Annotated in this window: 8 protein-coding genes; 5 read left to right on the plus strand and 3 right to left on the minus strand. The window is 72.0% G+C overall.

The features are described from left to right. Positions 1 to 15: 15 nt before the first annotated feature. The 3 genes from ACGH2B_RS26670 to ACGH2B_RS26680 are packed head-to-tail and all read right to left on the minus strand — an operon-like array spanning position 16 to position 8,647. On the minus strand, positions 16 to 7,851 hold the full coding sequence (locus ACGH2B_RS26670) for an amino acid adenylation domain-containing protein (RefSeq protein ID WP_399094988.1): 7,836 nt from the start codon (positions 7,849 to 7,851) through the stop codon (positions 16 to 18). A 27-nt stretch (positions 7,852 to 7,878) separates the two neighbouring features. Beyond that, positions 7,879 to 8,220 (minus strand): hypothetical protein, encoded by a 342-nt coding sequence (locus tag ACGH2B_RS26675; protein ID WP_399094991.1) that lies wholly within the window; start codon positions 8,218 to 8,220, stop codon positions 7,879 to 7,881. Continuing rightward, a complete protein-coding gene (locus ACGH2B_RS26680; protein ID WP_399094994.1) occupies positions 8,210 to 8,647 on the minus strand; it encodes a hypothetical protein in 438 nt (145 codons plus the stop codon). Before ACGH2B_RS26680 ends, ACGH2B_RS26675 begins: the two co-directional genes overlap by 11 nt. A 412-nt stretch (positions 8,648 to 9,059) precedes the next feature. Here ACGH2B_RS26680 and ACGH2B_RS26685 point away from each other — a divergent pair, with 412 nt between their 5' ends. The 5 genes from ACGH2B_RS26685 (at position 9,060) to ACGH2B_RS26705 (ending at position 16,212) form a co-directional block, all read left to right on the plus strand. Next, the gene (locus tag ACGH2B_RS26685) at positions 9,060 to 10,811 is read left to right on the plus strand and encodes a condensation domain-containing protein (protein ID WP_399094997.1); all 1,752 of its coding nucleotides are present in this window, start codon (positions 9,060 to 9,062) and stop codon (positions 10,809 to 10,811) included. A gap of 17 nt (positions 10,812 to 10,828) precedes the next feature. Next, on the plus strand, positions 10,829 to 11,080 hold the full coding sequence (locus ACGH2B_RS26690) for a response regulator transcription factor (RefSeq protein WP_399095000.1): 252 nt from the start codon (positions 10,829 to 10,831) through the stop codon (positions 11,078 to 11,080). 113 nt (positions 11,081 to 11,193) lie between these two features. After that, on the plus strand, positions 11,194 to 11,466 hold the full coding sequence (locus tag ACGH2B_RS26695; protein WP_399095003.1) for an MbtH family protein: 273 nt from the start codon (positions 11,194 to 11,196) through the stop codon (positions 11,464 to 11,466). Continuing rightward, positions 11,463 to 12,233: a thioesterase II family protein gene (locus tag ACGH2B_RS26700; RefSeq protein ID WP_399095006.1), complete on the plus strand. Its 771-nt coding sequence runs from the start codon at positions 11,463 to 11,465 to the stop codon at positions 12,231 to 12,233. Before ACGH2B_RS26695 ends, ACGH2B_RS26700 begins: the two co-directional genes overlap by 4 nt. A 10-nt stretch (positions 12,234 to 12,243) precedes the next feature. After that, positions 12,244 to 16,212 carry an amino acid adenylation domain-containing protein gene (locus ACGH2B_RS26705; protein ID WP_399095009.1) on the plus strand — a complete coding sequence of 1,323 codons (3,969 nt, stop codon included), beginning with the start codon at positions 12,244 to 12,246 and terminating at the stop codon, positions 16,210 to 16,212. The last annotated feature ends 13 nt before the right edge of the window (positions 16,213 to 16,225 follow it).

The raw sequence follows: 16,225 nt of genomic DNA on the forward strand, positions 1-16,225 counted from the left end.
GAGGGAGGGACCGGCTCAGACCGGGGAGCGGCGCAGCGCGGGGCGGGCCTTGGGCGCGGTGGCCAGCCGGGCGGCGATCGCGGCCGGCGTCGGGTGCTGGAACACCTCGCGGATGCGCAGGTCGAGACCGAATTCCGCGCGTACCCGGCTGATCAGCCGGGTGACCAGCAGTGAGTGGCCGCCGAGCGCGAAGAAGTTGTCGTCGGCCCCGACCTCGTCGCGGTCCAGCACCTCGGCGAACAGCTCGCGGATCCGCCGCTCGGCTCCGGCTCCGGGAGCCGTGCCGGTCGCGGCCTCGGTACCGGGCTCGCCGGGCAGGCCCTGGTGCCGGCGCGCACGCCCCGCAACCGTGTTGACCCGCTGCCCGGGGTCGGCCGCGCACCGCTCCAGCAGGTCGATCAGCGCGGCGGCCATGCGCTCGGCGGTCCCGTGCTCGAACAGCTCGGTCGCGTAGGTGAGTTCGCCGCGAAGACCGGCCGGGGTCCCGTCGGCGGCGCGCTGTTCGGTCAGGTCCAGGGTGAGGTCGAACTTGGACACCCGCGAGCTCACCGGATACGACCGCGCCGTGATCCCGGGGAAGCGGGGCACCGCCGCCGGCTCGTTCTGGAGCTGGACCATGACCTGGACGAGGGGGTGGCGGGCGAGGGAGCGTTCGGGGTTGAGCGCCTCGACGACTTGCTCGAAGGGGAGGTCCTGGTGGTCGTAGGCGGTCAGGTCCGATTCCCGTACCCGGGTGAGGAGTTCGGTGAAGGTCGGGTCGCCGGAGAGGTCGGTGCGCAGGACCAGGGTGTTGACGAAGAAGCCGACGAGGTCGTCGAGTGCCTCGTCCGAGCGTCCCGCCACTGGTGTGCCGAGCGGGATGTCGTCTCCCGCGCCGAGCTGGGACAGCAGTGCCGCGAGTCCGGCTTGGAGGACCATGAACAGGGTGCAGCCGTGTTCTCGGGCCACCTGCGACAACCGCGCGTGCAGCTCACCGTCCAGGACCAACGGCACCGAACCGCCGGCATAGCTGGCCACCGGCGGCCTCGGCCGGTCGAACGGCAACGCCAGCTCGGTAGGTGTGCCGGCGAGGTGCCGCGTCCAGTGGCCGAGCCCATCCGCGGTCGGCAACTCGCGCTGCCAGAGCGTGTAGTCGACGTAATGCACCGCCAAGGGGGTGAAGTCGGGCCGCTCACCGCGGGAACGGGCCGTGTAGGCCTGCGTCAGGTCGCGCAGCAGCGGGTCCCAGGACCAGCCGTCGCCGGCGATGTGGTGGACCACCAGGTTCAGTACGTGGTCGTCCAGGCCGACCTCGAAGAGCCCTGCCCTGACCGGCAGATCGGCGGCGAGGTCGAACTCGTGGGCGGTCAGCGCGGCGACCGCCCCGGGCAGCCCGGTCTCGGTGACCGTCCCGGTCTCCAGGGTCAGCCGGGAGCGGGCCTCCTCCTCGGAGAGCAGATGGAGCCGGGGCCGGCCCTCGGTCTCGGGGAAGACGGTGCGCAGCACCTCGTGCCGGGTGACGACATCTCCGAGTGCCGCTTCGAGCGCGGCCCGGTCCAGGGCGCCGTGCAGCCGGAAGGCGGCGGGCATGTTGTAGCTCGCGGACTGCTCCTCGGCCTGGTGGACGAACCACAGGCGCTGTTGCGCGAAGGAGAGCGGCGGGTCGGCGGGCCGCTCCCGGCGGCGCAGGGGAGTCCGGGCGCGTGCGGCCCGGCCGGCGCGTTCCGCGAGGGCGGCGACCGTCTGGGCCTGGAACAGCTCCCGCAGTGAGAGTTCGACGCCGAGTGCGGTCCGGATGCGGCTGACCAGCCTGGTCGCGAGGAGGGAGTGCCCGCCCAGGTCGAAGAAGCTGACGTCGGTGCCGACCTCGTCCAGGCCCAGCAACTCCGCGAAGAGCCCGACGAGTATCTGCTCCTGGGGAGTCCTGGGTGCCCGGCCCGCCGTGGCCGCGGGCTCGGGCACCCGCAGTGCCTTGTAGTTCACCTTGCCGTTGGCGGTGAGCGGCAGCTCACCCAGGACGACCAGGGCCGAGGGCACCATGAACTCGGGCAGCAGCGCGGCGAGGTGGGCGCGCACCTCGGGAACGGTCGCCGTCCCTGTCAGGTGGCCGACCAGCCGCTTCTCGCCGTCCGGCCCCGGCCGGGCGGTCACCACGGCCTGCCGGACCCCGGGGCAGCCGGACAGCGCCGCCTCCACCTCGCCCAACTCCACCCGGAAACCACGGATCTTGAGCTGTTCGTCGGCCCGGCCGACGAACTCCAGAAGACCGTCGGCCCGTCGGCGGGCCAGGTCACCGGTGCGGTACATCCGCGTGCCGGGGGCGCCGTACGGGTCTGCGAGGAACCGCTCGGCCGTCCGGCCGGGCAGCCCGTGGTAGCCGCGGGCCAGCCCGGCACCCGCGAGATACAGCTCGCCCGGAGCGCCCGGCGGCAGCAGCCGCAGGTTCTCGTCCAGGACGTAGGCGCGGGTGTCGTCCAGTGGCCGGCCGATCGGTACCGGTCCTGACACATCGCCCGTGACCAGGTGCGATGTCGCGCACAGGGTCGCCTCCGTCGGCCCGTACAGGTGCCGGACCGCAGTCCCGGGGCAGGCGGCACGTACGGCGCGTACGGCGGCGGGCGTGACCACGTCACCGCCGGTCAGCACCTCCCGTACCCCGGCGAGGATGCCCGGCCGTTCCTCCGCGACCACCCGGAACAGTCCGGCCGTGAGGTGGACCGAGGTGATCTGCTCGTCGCGGATCAGCCGGCCCAACTCGGCGACGCCGAGGTCGCCCTCGGGCGCGACGACCACCTGCCAGCCGGAGAGCAGGGCCACCCACAGCTCGTAGTTCGCGATGTCGAAGGCGTGCGGCGCGTGGAACAGGACGCGCTGCGGCTCGGCGGTACGCCAGCCCCGGTCCGCCACCAGGTCGAGCACGGCGCGGTGGCTGACGGCGACGGCCTTCGGTACGCCGGTGGAGCCGGAGGTGTGCATGAGGTAGGCGAGCTGGTCGGGGTGGCAGTCGGCCGTCACCGCCGCTCCGCCGCCGGGGCCCTCGGCGCCGGTCACCTCGACGATGTGCCCGGTGCGCAGCCCCTGTGCGCGGGAGGCGTCGTCCACGAGCAGCACCGGGTCACCGGTGTCGTCCAGGATCCGCTGGGTACGGGCGGCCGGTGAGCTGTGGTGCAGGGGGACGTAAGCGCCGCCGGTCTTGAGTACGGCGAGCAGTGCTACGACGACCTCGGGAGACCTCGGCATCAGCACGGCCACCGGGTGCTCGGGGCCGACGCCGAGTGCGGTCAGGCGGTGGGCCAGCCGGTCCGCCCGGTCGTTCAGCTCGCGGTACGTCACCTCGACGGGCCCGGACCTGAGGGCCACGGCCTCGGGGGTGCGGGCGGCCTGCGCCTCGAAGGCCCGGTGCACGCCCGGGTGGGCGGACGGCTCCGCCGGGCTCCCCGGGCCGTCCAGGAGGCGGCCCCGCTCCTGCGGCAGGAGCGTGTCCAGCTCCGAGACCCGGCCGCGCGGCCGTGCCACCGCCTGGGCCAGGACCGACCGCAGGCGCCGGCCGAGGGTGTCGACGGTGTCGTGGTCGAACAGGTCGGTGCGGTACTTGATCACGGCGTGCAGGCCGCCCTCGGCCACCGGCCTTTCGACGAACTGGAAGGCGAGGTCGAACTCGGCCACGGGGAAGTCGACTTCAGTGGTCTCCCCGTCGAGGCCGACCAGTTCGAGCGCCTGCCCGACGGCCCTCCGCATGGTCAGCATGACCTGGAACAGGGGGTGGCGGGCCGGCGAGCGGCGCGGGTTGACCGCCCGGACGACCTGCTCGAACGGCACGTCCTGGTGGGCGAAGGCGGCCAGGTCCGACTCCCGGACCCGGCGCAGGAGTTCCGTGAAGCTCGGATCGCCCGCCACGTCGGTGCGCAGCACCAGGGTGTTGACGAAGAACCCGGCCAGCTCCTCCAGGGCCTCGTCCGGCCGTCCGGCGGTGACCGTGCCGAGCGGGATGTCGGTGCCCGCGCCGAACCGGGAGAGCAGCACGGCGAGCGCGGCCTGCACCACCATGAAGGGCGTGCAGCCGTTGGCGCGGGCCAACTCGGTCAGGCGCGCGGTCAGTTCCGGGCCCAGGTCGAGGCCGGCCGTGGCCCCGCTGTGGTCCGGCACCGGGGGCCGGGCGCGGTCGAGAGGCAGGGCGAGTTCCTCCGGAAGGTTCGCCAACGCGTCGCGCCAGTACGCGAGTTGCGCCTCGCCCTCTTCGCGGATCAGCTCCCGCTGCCAGAGCGTGTAGTCGGCGTACTGCACCGGCAACGGGTCCCAGCCGGGCCGCTCGCCTCGGCTGCGGGCGGCGTAGGCCAGGCTCAGGTCGCGCAGCAGCGGTTCCCAGGACCAGCCGTCGGTGGCGATGTGGTGGATCGCCAGGACCACGGTGTGCTCCCGTGGTCCGGTTGTCAGCAGGGCGGCGCGCAGGGGAGCGTCGGTGGTCAGGTCGAAGGGGCGGGCCGCGATCTCGGTGACGTCGGCGTCGGCCGCGTCGAGGACCAGGAGGTGCGGGCGGGCGTCCGGCAGCACGACCTGGCCCGGTTCGCCGTCCGTGGTCGCCGCCGGGTAGACGGTACGGAGGGTCTCGTGGCGCTCGACCAGGTCGGCGAGAGCGGTGCGCAGCGCCGGTAGGTCGAGCGGGCCGGTGAGCCGGGTGGTCACCACGCAGTGGTAGGCGGGGCTGGGGCCGTCGAGGCGGTGGAGGAACCACAGCCGGCGCTGGGCGGCGGACAGCGGGAGGGCGGTGGGGCGGTCGGCGGGGCGCAGCGCCGGGCGGGCCTGGCCGGCCCCGTCCAGGGACGCGGTCAGGGCGGCGACCGTGCGCGCGCCGAAGATCTCACGGATCCCGGCCTCCACCCCGAGCGCGGTACGGATCTGCGCGGCGAGCCGCATGGCCAGCAGGGAGTTGCCGCCGAGTTCGAAGAAGTCGTCGTCGGTGCCCACGGCGTCAAGGCCCAGCACCGCGGCGAACAGCCCGGCCAGGATCTCCTCACGGGCGGTGCGCGGTGCGCGGCGGCCGACCCGGTAGCCGGGTTCGGGCAGGGCCCGGCGGTCGAGTTTGCCGTTCGCGGTGACCGGCAGTTCGTCCAGGACGACCACGGCCGACGGGACCATGTGCTCGGGCAGCTCCCGGGCCGCTCGGGACCGCAGCGCCTCGGGCGCCGGATCGGCGCCGGGGCGCGGGACGACGTACGCGACGAGACGGCGGTCGCCCGGCCGGTCCTCGCGTACGACGACGGCGGCCGAGGCGACCGACTCCGCGCGGGCGACGACGGCCTGGATCTCGCCCGGCTCGACACGCAAGCCGCGGATCTTGACCTGGTCGTCGGTGCGGCCGAGATGTTCGAGCACCCCGTCCGCCGTCCAGCGGGCGAGGTCCCCGGTACGGTACATCCGCTCGCCGGTGCCGAACGGGCAGGCCACGAACCGTTCGGCGGTCAGACCCGGCAGCCCCACGTAGCCGCGCGCCAGTTGTACGCCGCTCAGGTACAGCTCTCCCGCGACGCCGGGCGCCACCGGCCGCAGCCACCTGTCCAGCACGTACGTACGGGTGTTGGCGGCGGGCCTGCCGATCGGGACGGTGGCCGCGGGGCCGGGCCGGCAGGCCCAGAGGGTGACGTCGACGGAGGCCTCGGTGGGCCCGTAGAGGTTGTGGAGCCCGGCCTGGGGGAGTACCTCGTGGAAGGCGTCCTGGGTGTGGGGGGACAGGGTCTCGCCGCTGCAGATCACCCGGCGGAGCGAGCGGGCCCGGGAGGCGGTCGGCTCGCGGAGGAACACCTCCAGCATGGACGGCACGAAGTGCGCGGTGGTGACCGACTCACGCTCGATCAGTTCGGCGAGATACACCGGGTCACGGTGTCCGCCGGGCTCGGCGACCACCAGGGTCGCGCCGAACAGCAGCGGCCAGAAGAACTCCCACACCGACACGTCGAAACCGCACGGGGTCTTCTGCAGGATCCGGTCGTCGGCGGTGAGCGGGTACTCCTTCTGCATCCACAGCAGCCGGTTGACCATGCTCTCGTGCGGCACCAGCACACCCTTCGGCCGGCCGGTGGAACCCGAGGTGAAGATGGTGTACGCCGGGTGGCGCGGCGAGCGGACCGGCGGCCGGAAGGGCCCGGCGTCGGGCAGCGGGGTGTCCATCCGCAGGACCGGGACGGGGCCGTACGACTGCGGACCCGCGGCGAGGATCAGGGCCGGGGTGGCGTCCTGGAGGATGCCCTCGACGCGTGCCGTGGGCTGGTCCAGGTCGAGGGGGAGGTAGGCCGCGCCGGCCTTCAGCACCCCATGGAGGGCGACGATCAGCTCGACCGAACGGGGAAGCGCGACCGCGACCAGCGACTCGGGGCCGATGCCGTGCGCGGCCAGTACGGCCGCCAACCTCTCGGCGCGGTGGTCGAGTTCGCGGTAGGTGAGGGATTGCTCCTCGAAGACGACGGCCGTGGCGTCGGGGGTGCGGGCCACCTGGGCCTCGAACAGTTCGGGCAGGGTGGTGGCGGGGAGGTCGGCGGCGGTGTCGTTCCACACCGTGACGACCTCGTCGTACTCCTCATCGGTGAGGGCGTCGAGCGCGCCGAGCGGGAGGTCGGGGTCCGCTGTCCAGCGCTCCAGCAGCCGGGCCAGCCGGCCGCCGAGGTCCGCGACCCGGTCCCGGTCGAGCAGTTCGGGGTGGTGGCTGAGCCGGAGTTCGAGCGCGGGGCCCGGTTCCACGGCCAGGGCGAGCGGGAAGTGGGAGGTGTCCCGGAAGCGGATCTCGACATCGAGCCCCGGCACGTCGAGCGCGTAGTCGCTCATCGGGAAGTTGTCGAAGACCAGGTTGGTGTCGAAGAGCGCGGTCGACGAGCCTGCCAGGCGCTGGATCTCGGTCAGCCCGAGGTGGTCGTGGTCCAGCAGCTCCGCACGCTGTCGCTGCAACTCCGCGCACAGCTCGCGCAGCGATCCGGCGCGGTCGAGACGGGCCCGGACCGGCACGGTGTTGATCAGCATGCCGATCATGTCGTCGGCGCCGGGCAGGTCTCCCGGACGGCCGCTGACCGTGCAGCCGAAGACCACGTCGTCCTGACCGGTGCTGCGTGCCAGCAGAACCGCCCAGGCGCCCTGGATGACCGTGGTGAGCAGCAGGTTGCAGCCACGCGCCCGGTCCCTCAGCGCCGCCGTCCGCTCCTGCGTCAGCCGGACGACGACGTCCTCGGGGGTCGCACCGGGAGACACCGCGCGGTCGGCCGGGGCCAGTCGGGTGGGCTGTCCGGTGCCGGCGAGCGCGGTGCGCCAGGCATGCTCGGCCGCCGGGCGGTTCTGTGCGGCCAGCCAGGTCAGGTAGTCGCGGTAGGGCCGGACCGGGGGGAGTTCGGTGCCGGCGTACAGGGCGAACAGTTCACGGAAGAGAAGGGCGAACGACCAGCCGTCCAGCAGGAGGTGGTGGGCCGTCACCAGCAGGCGGTGGCGCTGCGGGCCGAGGGTGATCAGGGTGAAGCGCAGCAGCGGCGGCTGCCGGCCGTCCACACCGCGCGCCCAGTCCCGCTCGGTGACTTCGGCGGAGTACGCCTCCGGGTCGCCACCGCTGCCGGGACCGGCCTCCTCCCAGGCCAGCGGCATGTCCCGGCGGACCACTTGGATGGGAGCGCCCGTCTTGCGGTGGGTGAAGGAGACACGGAGGTTGGCGTGCCGCTGGAGCAGTGCGCCGGCCGCCGCCTTCAGCTCGGACGCGTCCAGCTCGCCCCGGAGGTCGACGGTGAACTGGGCGATGTAGAGGTGCCTGGACTCCGGGTCGAACCCCGAGTGGAAGAGCATGCCTTCCTGCAGCGGGGAGAGCGGCAGAATGTCCTCCACCGCCGGCTGGCTGGTGTTCATGAGAGGTCAACTTCCTGTCAGAAGAGGTCAGATGCGTTCGAGGGCCGCTGTGGGACCGTCCAGTTCCTCCTGGTCGGTCCCGGTCAGGGCGAGGCCGGCAGGGGGAGACGACGGTGGGTCGTGCGGGGCGGTCCGGCCGGGTGGCGGCGCGACGAGGGCGCCGGGCCTCCGGAACCGGTCCTCGGCGAGCCGCCGTACGTCCGAGTCGTCCACCACGTCCTCGGCCCAGGACCGGTCGCCTGCGACGACCCCGCCGGCCGGCAGGACGTCAAGGCCGGCGCCGGCGACTCGCCGCCGCCACACGTCGTGCCGGTCGAGCAGGGCTTGGAGCACGGCGACGGGGCGGAGTGTGGGGAGGTCATCGGGCATGGAACGCTTCGGCGCATCCGGTGTCCGCGACCTCCGCGGCGCGTTCCCGGTGCGGTGTGCGATCCGGCGTCGCGGCGAGGGCGGCCAGTGCCTCGCGGTGGTGCCAGACCTTCTCGAACGCGTCGGCGTACCGGTCGAGCAACGGTCCTGAGCCCGGATGCAGGTGCGCCTTCTGGATCGTGAAGGAGTCGTCGAGGACTCGCAGGGTGGCCGGGAAGTCCTCGGGACGGTAAGGGCGGCCCACGACGCCGGACGACGTCCACGGGTAGGCACCCGACCTGCGGCGGCCGGTGAAGACCCGCTGCGCGGGCGACGGCCGTAGATGGTAGGGCACGGCGGGCACCCCTTCGGCACGCAGGGCCCGCTGCACGACAGAGCGCAGCGGGCCCGCGAACTCGTCGGCCAGCCCGAAGGCGGCGGGATTCACCCGGATGCGCAGAGGTGGACCGTCCGGACCGCGGTACCCGATGAACCGCCGGCCCGTCCTGACCGGTCACCATCGGCCAGGGCTTGATCCCGAGTTCCCCGGGGACGGCCCGGCCACCGCCGAACATCGCGAGGCCGACGGCCGGCCGGGCCGGTTGCTGGATTGTCACCGCTGAACCTCTTCTCGATGTGATTCCGTCCGAACGTCGCGCATGTCATCGTCGGCGTGCGCCGTCGCGTCCGTCGGCAATCACACCGGCAATTCGCCTGCGTTCCTTCGCGGTGCTCCCGCGAATTGCCGTTTTGACTGCCGCCGGTGGCGAGCGCCGCTCGCTAACTTCGTTCCCGATTCCTAAGCGGACCCCGGAATGAGGGAATACGTGACCAGCCCTTTCGAAGAAGCGAATTCGCGTGTGGCCGGGAGAACTCCGGTCACCCGTCACCAGCGCGTCCTTTGTCAGCTGGTCGCCGACGTCCTCGGGGTGAGCGGTGTCGGGATCGACGACGGGTTCGTGGCGCTCGGCGGTGACAGCATCATCGCCATGCAACTCGTCAGCCGGGCGCGGAAAGCCGGTCTGCGCATCACCGTCGGCGATGTGCTGACGCGGCGGGACATGGAAGCACTGGCGCGGACGGTCACCACGCTGGACCAGGAGCCGGCGCCCGTCACCCCGGACAGCGGGGTGGGACCGGTCGTCACCACTCCGATCATGCACTGGTTCCGGGAACGCGGTGGCGTGGTCGACACCTACAACCAGTTCGCGGTCCTGCGTACGCCTTCAGGACTGACCAAGGCCCGTCTGATGTCGATGGTGCAGGCTCTGCTCGACCACCACGACGTCCTGCGCCTGCGGCTGTCCGCGCCGGGCGACGGGGCGGACTGGGCGCTGGAGACCCGGCCGGTGGGCGCGGTCGACGCGGCCTCGGCCGTCCGGCGGACAGATGTGGCGGGGCGCCCCGAGGACACATGGGCCGCGCTGGTGCGACAGGAGTCGGACGCGGCGCGCGACAGGCTGCGCCCCCGGGAGGGCAACGTCCTCCAGGCCGTGTGGTTCGATGCCGGACCGGATCGCCAGGGCATGCTCGCCCTGGTCGTCCATCATCTGGCCATCGACTCGATCTCCTGGCGCATCCTGGCCGCCGATCTCGCGACGGCCTGGCAGGCCGCCGAGAAGGGTGCCGCCATCACTCTCGATCCGGTGCCGGTTTCGTTCCGCCGCTGGTCCGAAGCGCTCGGCGAGCAGGCGCACGCGCAGGCCGGTGTCGCGGAACTCCCCGGCTGGCTCGAACGGCTACGCCCCGGCGCCGCCCGGTTCGGCGACCGGGCGAGGGTGCCCGGTCAGGACGTGGAAAGCCGTGACCGGAGTTTCACCGAGTCCCTGCCGGCCGAGTTCACGGAGGCGTTGCTGACGACAGTGCCGTCGCTGTTCCACGCCGGAATCAACGACGTGCTCCTCGCCGGTCTCACGCAGGCGATGGGCGACTGGCACCGGGCACGCGGCACGGCGGGCGACGGCACCGCGTTGCTGCACCTGGAAGGCCACGGCAGGGAAGAGGCACTCGCGGAGGTGGATCTCTCCCGGACCGTCGGCTGGTTCACCAGCCTGTTCCCGATCAGGCTCGACCTGGGCGAACCGGACCGGACGGATGTGCGTGCCGCCGGGGCGGCGGTGGGGGACGCGGTGAAGCGGGTCAAGGAGCAGGTGCGCGGCGTTCCCCACAAGGGAGTCCGGTACGGCCTCCTTCGCTATCTGAACCCGCAAACGGGTGCGCTGCTGGAGAAGGCGGCCCAGCCGGAGTTCGTCTTCAACTACCTGGGCCGCTTCGGGGTCTCGGACGATGACTGGTCGGTCGTACCGGAGTACGGGACCGGCTTGGACGACACGGGATCAGGCATGCCCATGGCCCACAGCATCGAGGTCAACGCGGCCACGGTGGACCGGGCGGACGGGCCGGTGCTACGGGCCACCTGGACCTGGGCCGACAGCGTCGTGTCCGAGGCGGATACCCGCGAGCTGGCGGAAACGTGGTTCCGGATGCTCCGGGCCCTGGTCGCGCACGCCCGCGAACCCGGAGCGGGTGGACTCACCCCGTCCGACCTGACCCTGAGCTCGCTCAGCCAGCACGAACTCGATGAGATCGCATCCGACCTGCGGGCCTTCTGAGGAAGTGGACACTGAAGATGACCCCATCGGCAGCCGAGGACATCCTTCCTTCCGGCACACCCCCCGCCGCGACGGACGACACCTTGAACGGCAAGGAACTGGCGCTGCTCAGGCTGGTCGCCGAGGGGCGTACAGATGCGTCCGCCGCAGGTCGGTTGCATGTTTCGCACCGGACCGTGCGACGCATGATGGCGGCGCTGATGGAACGCCTCGGGGCTCGCAGCCGCTTCGAGGCCGGAGTGAAGGCCGCCCGGCGCGGCTGGCTCTGACCACCGAACGGGCCTTGCCCGCGCCTGCCTCTGACGCCACGGCATCCCAGCTCGGCCGAGCTCCACGGACCGGCTCGATCGCCATGACATGACCACTTTGAAAGGACAATTCCGTGAACAATCCGTTCGATGACGAAAATGGCTCCTATCTCGTCCTGGTCAATGCGGAGCGACAGCACTCCTTGTGGCCCGCGAACATCGACGTGCCCGCCGGCTGGTCCACCGTCTTCGGAGCGGGAACGCGTGCCGCGTGCCTGGCCCATGTCGAGGAGAACTGGACGGACATGCGGCCGGCCGGTCTGGTGGCCGCGATGAACGGGGCCCGGCCGCCGGCAGCGAACGAGATCGCCGGCGCCGGCCCGACGTTCACCGGGAAGTCGCGGTGAGCGGCGTACGGGACACCACGATCGTGCCCCTGCACCGGAGTCCGCACGCCGAACGGACTCTGGTCGGCCTGAGTTTCTTCGGCGGCGGCACGGCCGCGTACCAGCCGTGGACCGCGCACATGCCCGCAGGGACGGACCTGGCCGTGCTCTGCTACCCCGGCAGGGAAGGGCGGTTCGCCGAGGATTTCGCCCGTGACTGGGACGGACTGGCCGCCGATGTCACACGATCACTGCGTGCGGCCGATCTCGGCCCGTACACCCTCTTCGGGCACAGCATGAGCGGCTGGATGGCCTTCGACGTGGCCGCCCGGCTCGACAGTGACGAGGCGCGCAGGCCGGAAGCGCTCGTCCTGTCCTCCTGCAACGCCCCGGACCGCGGCCTGACCGCCGGCGAACGCCTTCCCACCCCCCAGGACGCGGACGAGCGGCTCCTGGAGTGGCTCGGAACCCATGGCCTGTTGCCCCGGCACGTCCGTGAACACGCAGGGCTGACCGAGGTGGCGCTGGAGCTGGTTCGGGCGGACATCGAGGTCCGCGACACCTTCGTCTACGGCGGCGCCGAGGTGAGCGTGCCGCTCCAGATGTTCTTCGGTGCCGACGATCCGTTGATCAGCCCCGACGCGGCTGCTCGGTGGAGCGCCCTGACCTCCGGCCCGTACCGGCACGACGTGCTCGGCGGCGGTCACTTCTACACCCCGGAGATCTGGCAGACCCTCCCGAGCCGGATCGCTTCGATCAATTCCGCCGCAACCGGCTCCGCCTCCTGAGGAGTTGCGCATGACGCCCGTGTCCTACGCCCAGCGGAGGCTGTGGTTCCTCAATCGTGTGAACGGCGGGTCGGCGGTCTACAACTGCCCGCTCGTCATCCGGGTGAGAGGAGAACTGGACCGCCCCGCCCTGGCGGCGGCGCTCGCCGACCTGGCAGACCGGCACGAAGTGCTGCGCACGGTGTACCCCGGTGTCGAGGGCGAACCCGTACAGCGTGTACTTGCCCGACGACCCGAGCTGGACGTGGTCGCGTGCGACGAGAGCGGGCTCACCGACGCGCTGTCCGCCACCGTCGGCCGCGGCTTCGACCTGACGGCCGATCTCCCCGTCCGGGCGACGGTGTTCGCGCTGGCACCGCGGGAACACGTGCTGGCGTTGGTACTCCACCACATCGCCTGCGACGAGGGGTCCTGGCAGCCACTGCTCACCGACCTGGCCGCGGCGTACCGCGCCAGGGCCGCGGGCGAGGCACCCCGGTGGCCGCCGCTTCCGGTGAGTTACCGGGACTACGCCGTATGGCAGCGTGACCTGCTGGGCGAGGAGGAAGACCCGGCGAGCCCGCTCGCGACACAGCTGTCCTTCTGGCGGGAGCGGTTGGCGGGGCTGCCCGCCGAGCTGGACCTGCCGTTCGACCGGTCGCGCCCCGCGATCGCCGACCACCGCGGTGACTGCGTGCCGCTGAAGCTCGACGGCGACCTGCATCGCCGCCTCCTCGCGGTCGCCGCCGACCACGGGTGCACCACCTTCATGGTGCTCCAGGCCGGATTCGCGGTACTGCTGTCACGGCTGGGGGCCGGTACGGACATCCCCATCGGGACCGCGGTGGCGGGACGCCCGGATGATGCGCTGGAAGGCGTCGTCGGTTTCTTCGTGAACACCTTGGTACTGCGCAGCGACGTGGCCGGTGATCCCACGTTCAGCGAGCTGCTGCACCGGGTGCGGGACGCCGATCTCGCCGCCTACGACCACCAGGACGTTCCCTTCGAGCGGCTGGTCGAGGACCTGAACCCGGAACGGTCACTGGCACGGCATCCGCTCTTCCAGGTCATGCTCACCCTGTCCAGGGGTGAGGAGGCGACGCTCTCGTTGCCGGGCCTGACCTGCACCGAGGAGCAACTGGGCTGGGAGGTGGCGAAGTTCGACCTGTCCGCCGACTTCCGGGAGCATCGCACGTCGGACGGAGAAGCGGCCGGCATCGACGGATCCCTTGAGTACGCGACCGGCCTGTTCGACCGGGCCACCGCCGACCACATCGCCGATGCCCTGCCCAGGCTGATGCGGCAACTCGTCTCGGCCCCGCACCGCCCCATCGGCGACGCCGATCCTCTCTCCGCCGAACACCGGCACCAGGCCCTCGTCGCGTGGAACGACACCGCCCGGCCCGCCTCGCCGGCCACCGTGCCGGAGCTGTTCGAGGCGCAGGCCGCACGAACGCCGGGAGCGACCGCGGTGGTGTGCGCGAGCACGAGACTCACTTTCGCCGAACTCAACGCTCGTGCCAACGTGCTCGCACGTCGTCTGCGTGTTCAGGGAGCCGGGACGGAACGGGTGGTCGCGCTGGCCCTGCCCCGGTCGGCCGAGTCCGTCGTCGCGATGCTGGCGGTACTCAAGACGGGTGCGGCCTACCTGCACGTCGACCTCGAATACCCACCGGACCGCATCGACCACATGCTGTGCGACGCCGCACCCGTCGCCGTCGTCACGGACACCGCGACCGCGGCGGCGCACCGGCTCGGCGAGCTGCCCGCGGTGTTCGCCGACCGGATCGAGACGCCATCCGGCCCCGTGGCCGACCTGAAGTGCCGTGTACTGCCGGACAGCGCCGCGTACGTCATCTACACCTCCGGATCCACCGGCCGTCCCAAGGGCGTGGTGACGCCGCATTCCGCCTTGGGCAACCTCTACGCCTTCCACCGCGCGGGTCTGATCGCGCGCACCGAGGCCGCGGCGTGCCGGCGGCTGAGGTCCGCCGTCACCGCCTCGCTGTCGTTCGACACCTCGTGGGAGGCGCTGTTCTGGATGCTGGCGGGACATGAGCTCCATGTCATCCGCGACGACGTCCGGCGCGACGCCGCCGCGTTGACCGCCTACGTCGAGGACGCCGGGATCGACGTCCTCGACGTCACCCCCACCTACGCGGAGCACCTGCTCGACGAGGGCCTGCTGTCCGGGCCACGGGCGCCACAGGTGCTGCTGCTCGGTGGGGAAGCCGTCGGTCAGTCGCTGTGGACCCGCCTCCGGGAGGCGTCCGGCACGCTCTGCTACAACCTCTACGGCCCCACGGAATGCACTCTGGACGCGCTGTGGTGGGACACCGCGGACAGCCCGCACCCGCTGATCGGAAGACCGATCGGGAACACCAGGGTCTTCGTGCTCGACGAGCGGTTGCGACCCGTCGCGCCGGGTGTGCCGGGCGAGCTGTACGTGACGGGCCCCGGCGTGGCCCGCGGCTATCTGAACCGCCCGACCGCGACCGCCGAACGGTTCGTCGCCTGCCCCTACGTGGGGGAAGGGGAGGCGGGAAGCCGCATGTACCGCACCGGTGACCTGGTCCGGTGGGACCGCCAGGGCAGGCTGGACTATCTGGGCCGCCTCGATGACCAGGTCAAGGTGAGGGGCTTCCGGATCGAGCTGGGCGAGGTGGAGGCCGCGCTGACCGACTGCCCCGGCGTGGCCCAGGCCGCCGCGGCCGTGCGCGAGGACGCACGGGGCGACAAGCGGCTCGTGGGGTACGTGCAGCCGGCCGCGGACCACGCACTCGACCCGCGCGAGCTGCGCAACCGGCTGGCCTCGGTCCTGCCCGACCACATGATCCCGTCGTTCTTCCAGCCGGTGGGACGGCTGCCGATGACGCCCAACGGGAAACTCGACCGGGACGCGCTGCCACCCCCGGACTTGGCGCACCGTCCGGCGTCGCGTGGCCCACGCGGCCCCTACGAGGAGGTCCTCTGCGACCTGTTCGCGCAGGTCCTGGGGCTGGGCCGGGTCGGAGCCGAGGAGAGTTTCTTCGATCTGGGCGGCCACTCCCTGCTGGCCGTCAGGTTGCTCTCCCGGGTACGAGCGGTGCTCGGCGGCCAGCTCACCATCGTGGACCTGTTCCAGGCGCCCACCGTCGCCGATCTGGCGGACCGGCTGGCCGCGGGCGCGCACCACGACCCGCTGGCACCCCTGCTCCCCCTGCGGACAGGAGGCGATCGTCCCGCGCTGTTCTGCGTGCATCCGGCCGCCGGGATCAGCTGGGGTTACGCGGGCCTGCTCGGCCACATCGACGCCGGCTACCCCCTATACGGCCTGCAAGCCAAAGGCCTCAACGACACGAGGGCATGCGGCGGATCCTGGCGCCAGATGGTCGAGGATCACGTGGAGCAGATCCGGTCCGTCCAACCCGAAGGGCCCTACCGGCTGATCGGATGGTCCTTCGGTGCCGTGCTCGCCCACCTCCTGGCCACCGACCTCCAGGACCGCGGGGCCCAGGTCGACCTGCTCGTACTGCTGGACGGCTACCCGCCCGATTCGGTGTCCGGCCACCGGCCACTCGAAGACGGCGGCTCGGAGACATTCACCGAACTCCTCGGTTCCTTGGGGTACGACCTTTCCGGGTGCGGCGAGAAGCCGCTGCGCTTCGACGACTATGAGCGGACGGTCCGCCGACCGGGCAGCACGCTCGAATGGCTGACGCGTGAGGAAGCCGCCGCGCTGGCCCGGGTGTTCGTGGACAACGACCGGATCTACGAGGAACTCCGGCCCCGGACGTACCGGGGGGACATGGTGTTCATGTCCGCCACGGAGGGGAAGCCCAAGGACGCCCCCGCACCGGAATCCTGGCGTGACCACGTGACCGGGAGGCTCGAAGTGCACGACATCGCCTGCGCCCACGGTGAGATCACCCAGACGGAGCCGATTTCGCGGATCGGCGCCATCCTTGCCGGGAAACTCGCCCTGCTGGACACTCCGCGGCCCACGGCGGGGGAACGATGAGCGGCAGGGCCCC

The sequence above is a fragment of the Streptomyces sp. BBFR2 genome, assembly GCF_044497305.1.
GTDB lineage: Bacteria > Actinomycetota > Actinomycetes > Streptomycetales > Streptomycetaceae > Streptomyces.

Excerpts from the sequence above, each read along its gene's own strand:
- ACGH2B_RS26670 (WP_399094988.1), bottom strand. The coding sequence starts at position 7,851 with ATGAACACCAGCCAGCCGGCGGTGGAGGACATTCTGCCGCTCTCCCCG.
- ACGH2B_RS26675 (WP_399094991.1), bottom strand. The coding sequence starts at position 8,220 with ATGCCCGATGACCTCCCCACACTCCGCCCCGTCGCCGTGCTCCAAGCC.
- ACGH2B_RS26690 (WP_399095000.1), top strand. The coding sequence starts at position 10,829 with ATGACCCCATCGGCAGCCGAGGACATCCTTCCTTCCGGCACACCCCCC.
- ACGH2B_RS26705 (WP_399095009.1), top strand. The coding sequence starts at position 12,244 with ATGACGCCCGTGTCCTACGCCCAGCGGAGGCTGTGGTTCCTCAATCGT.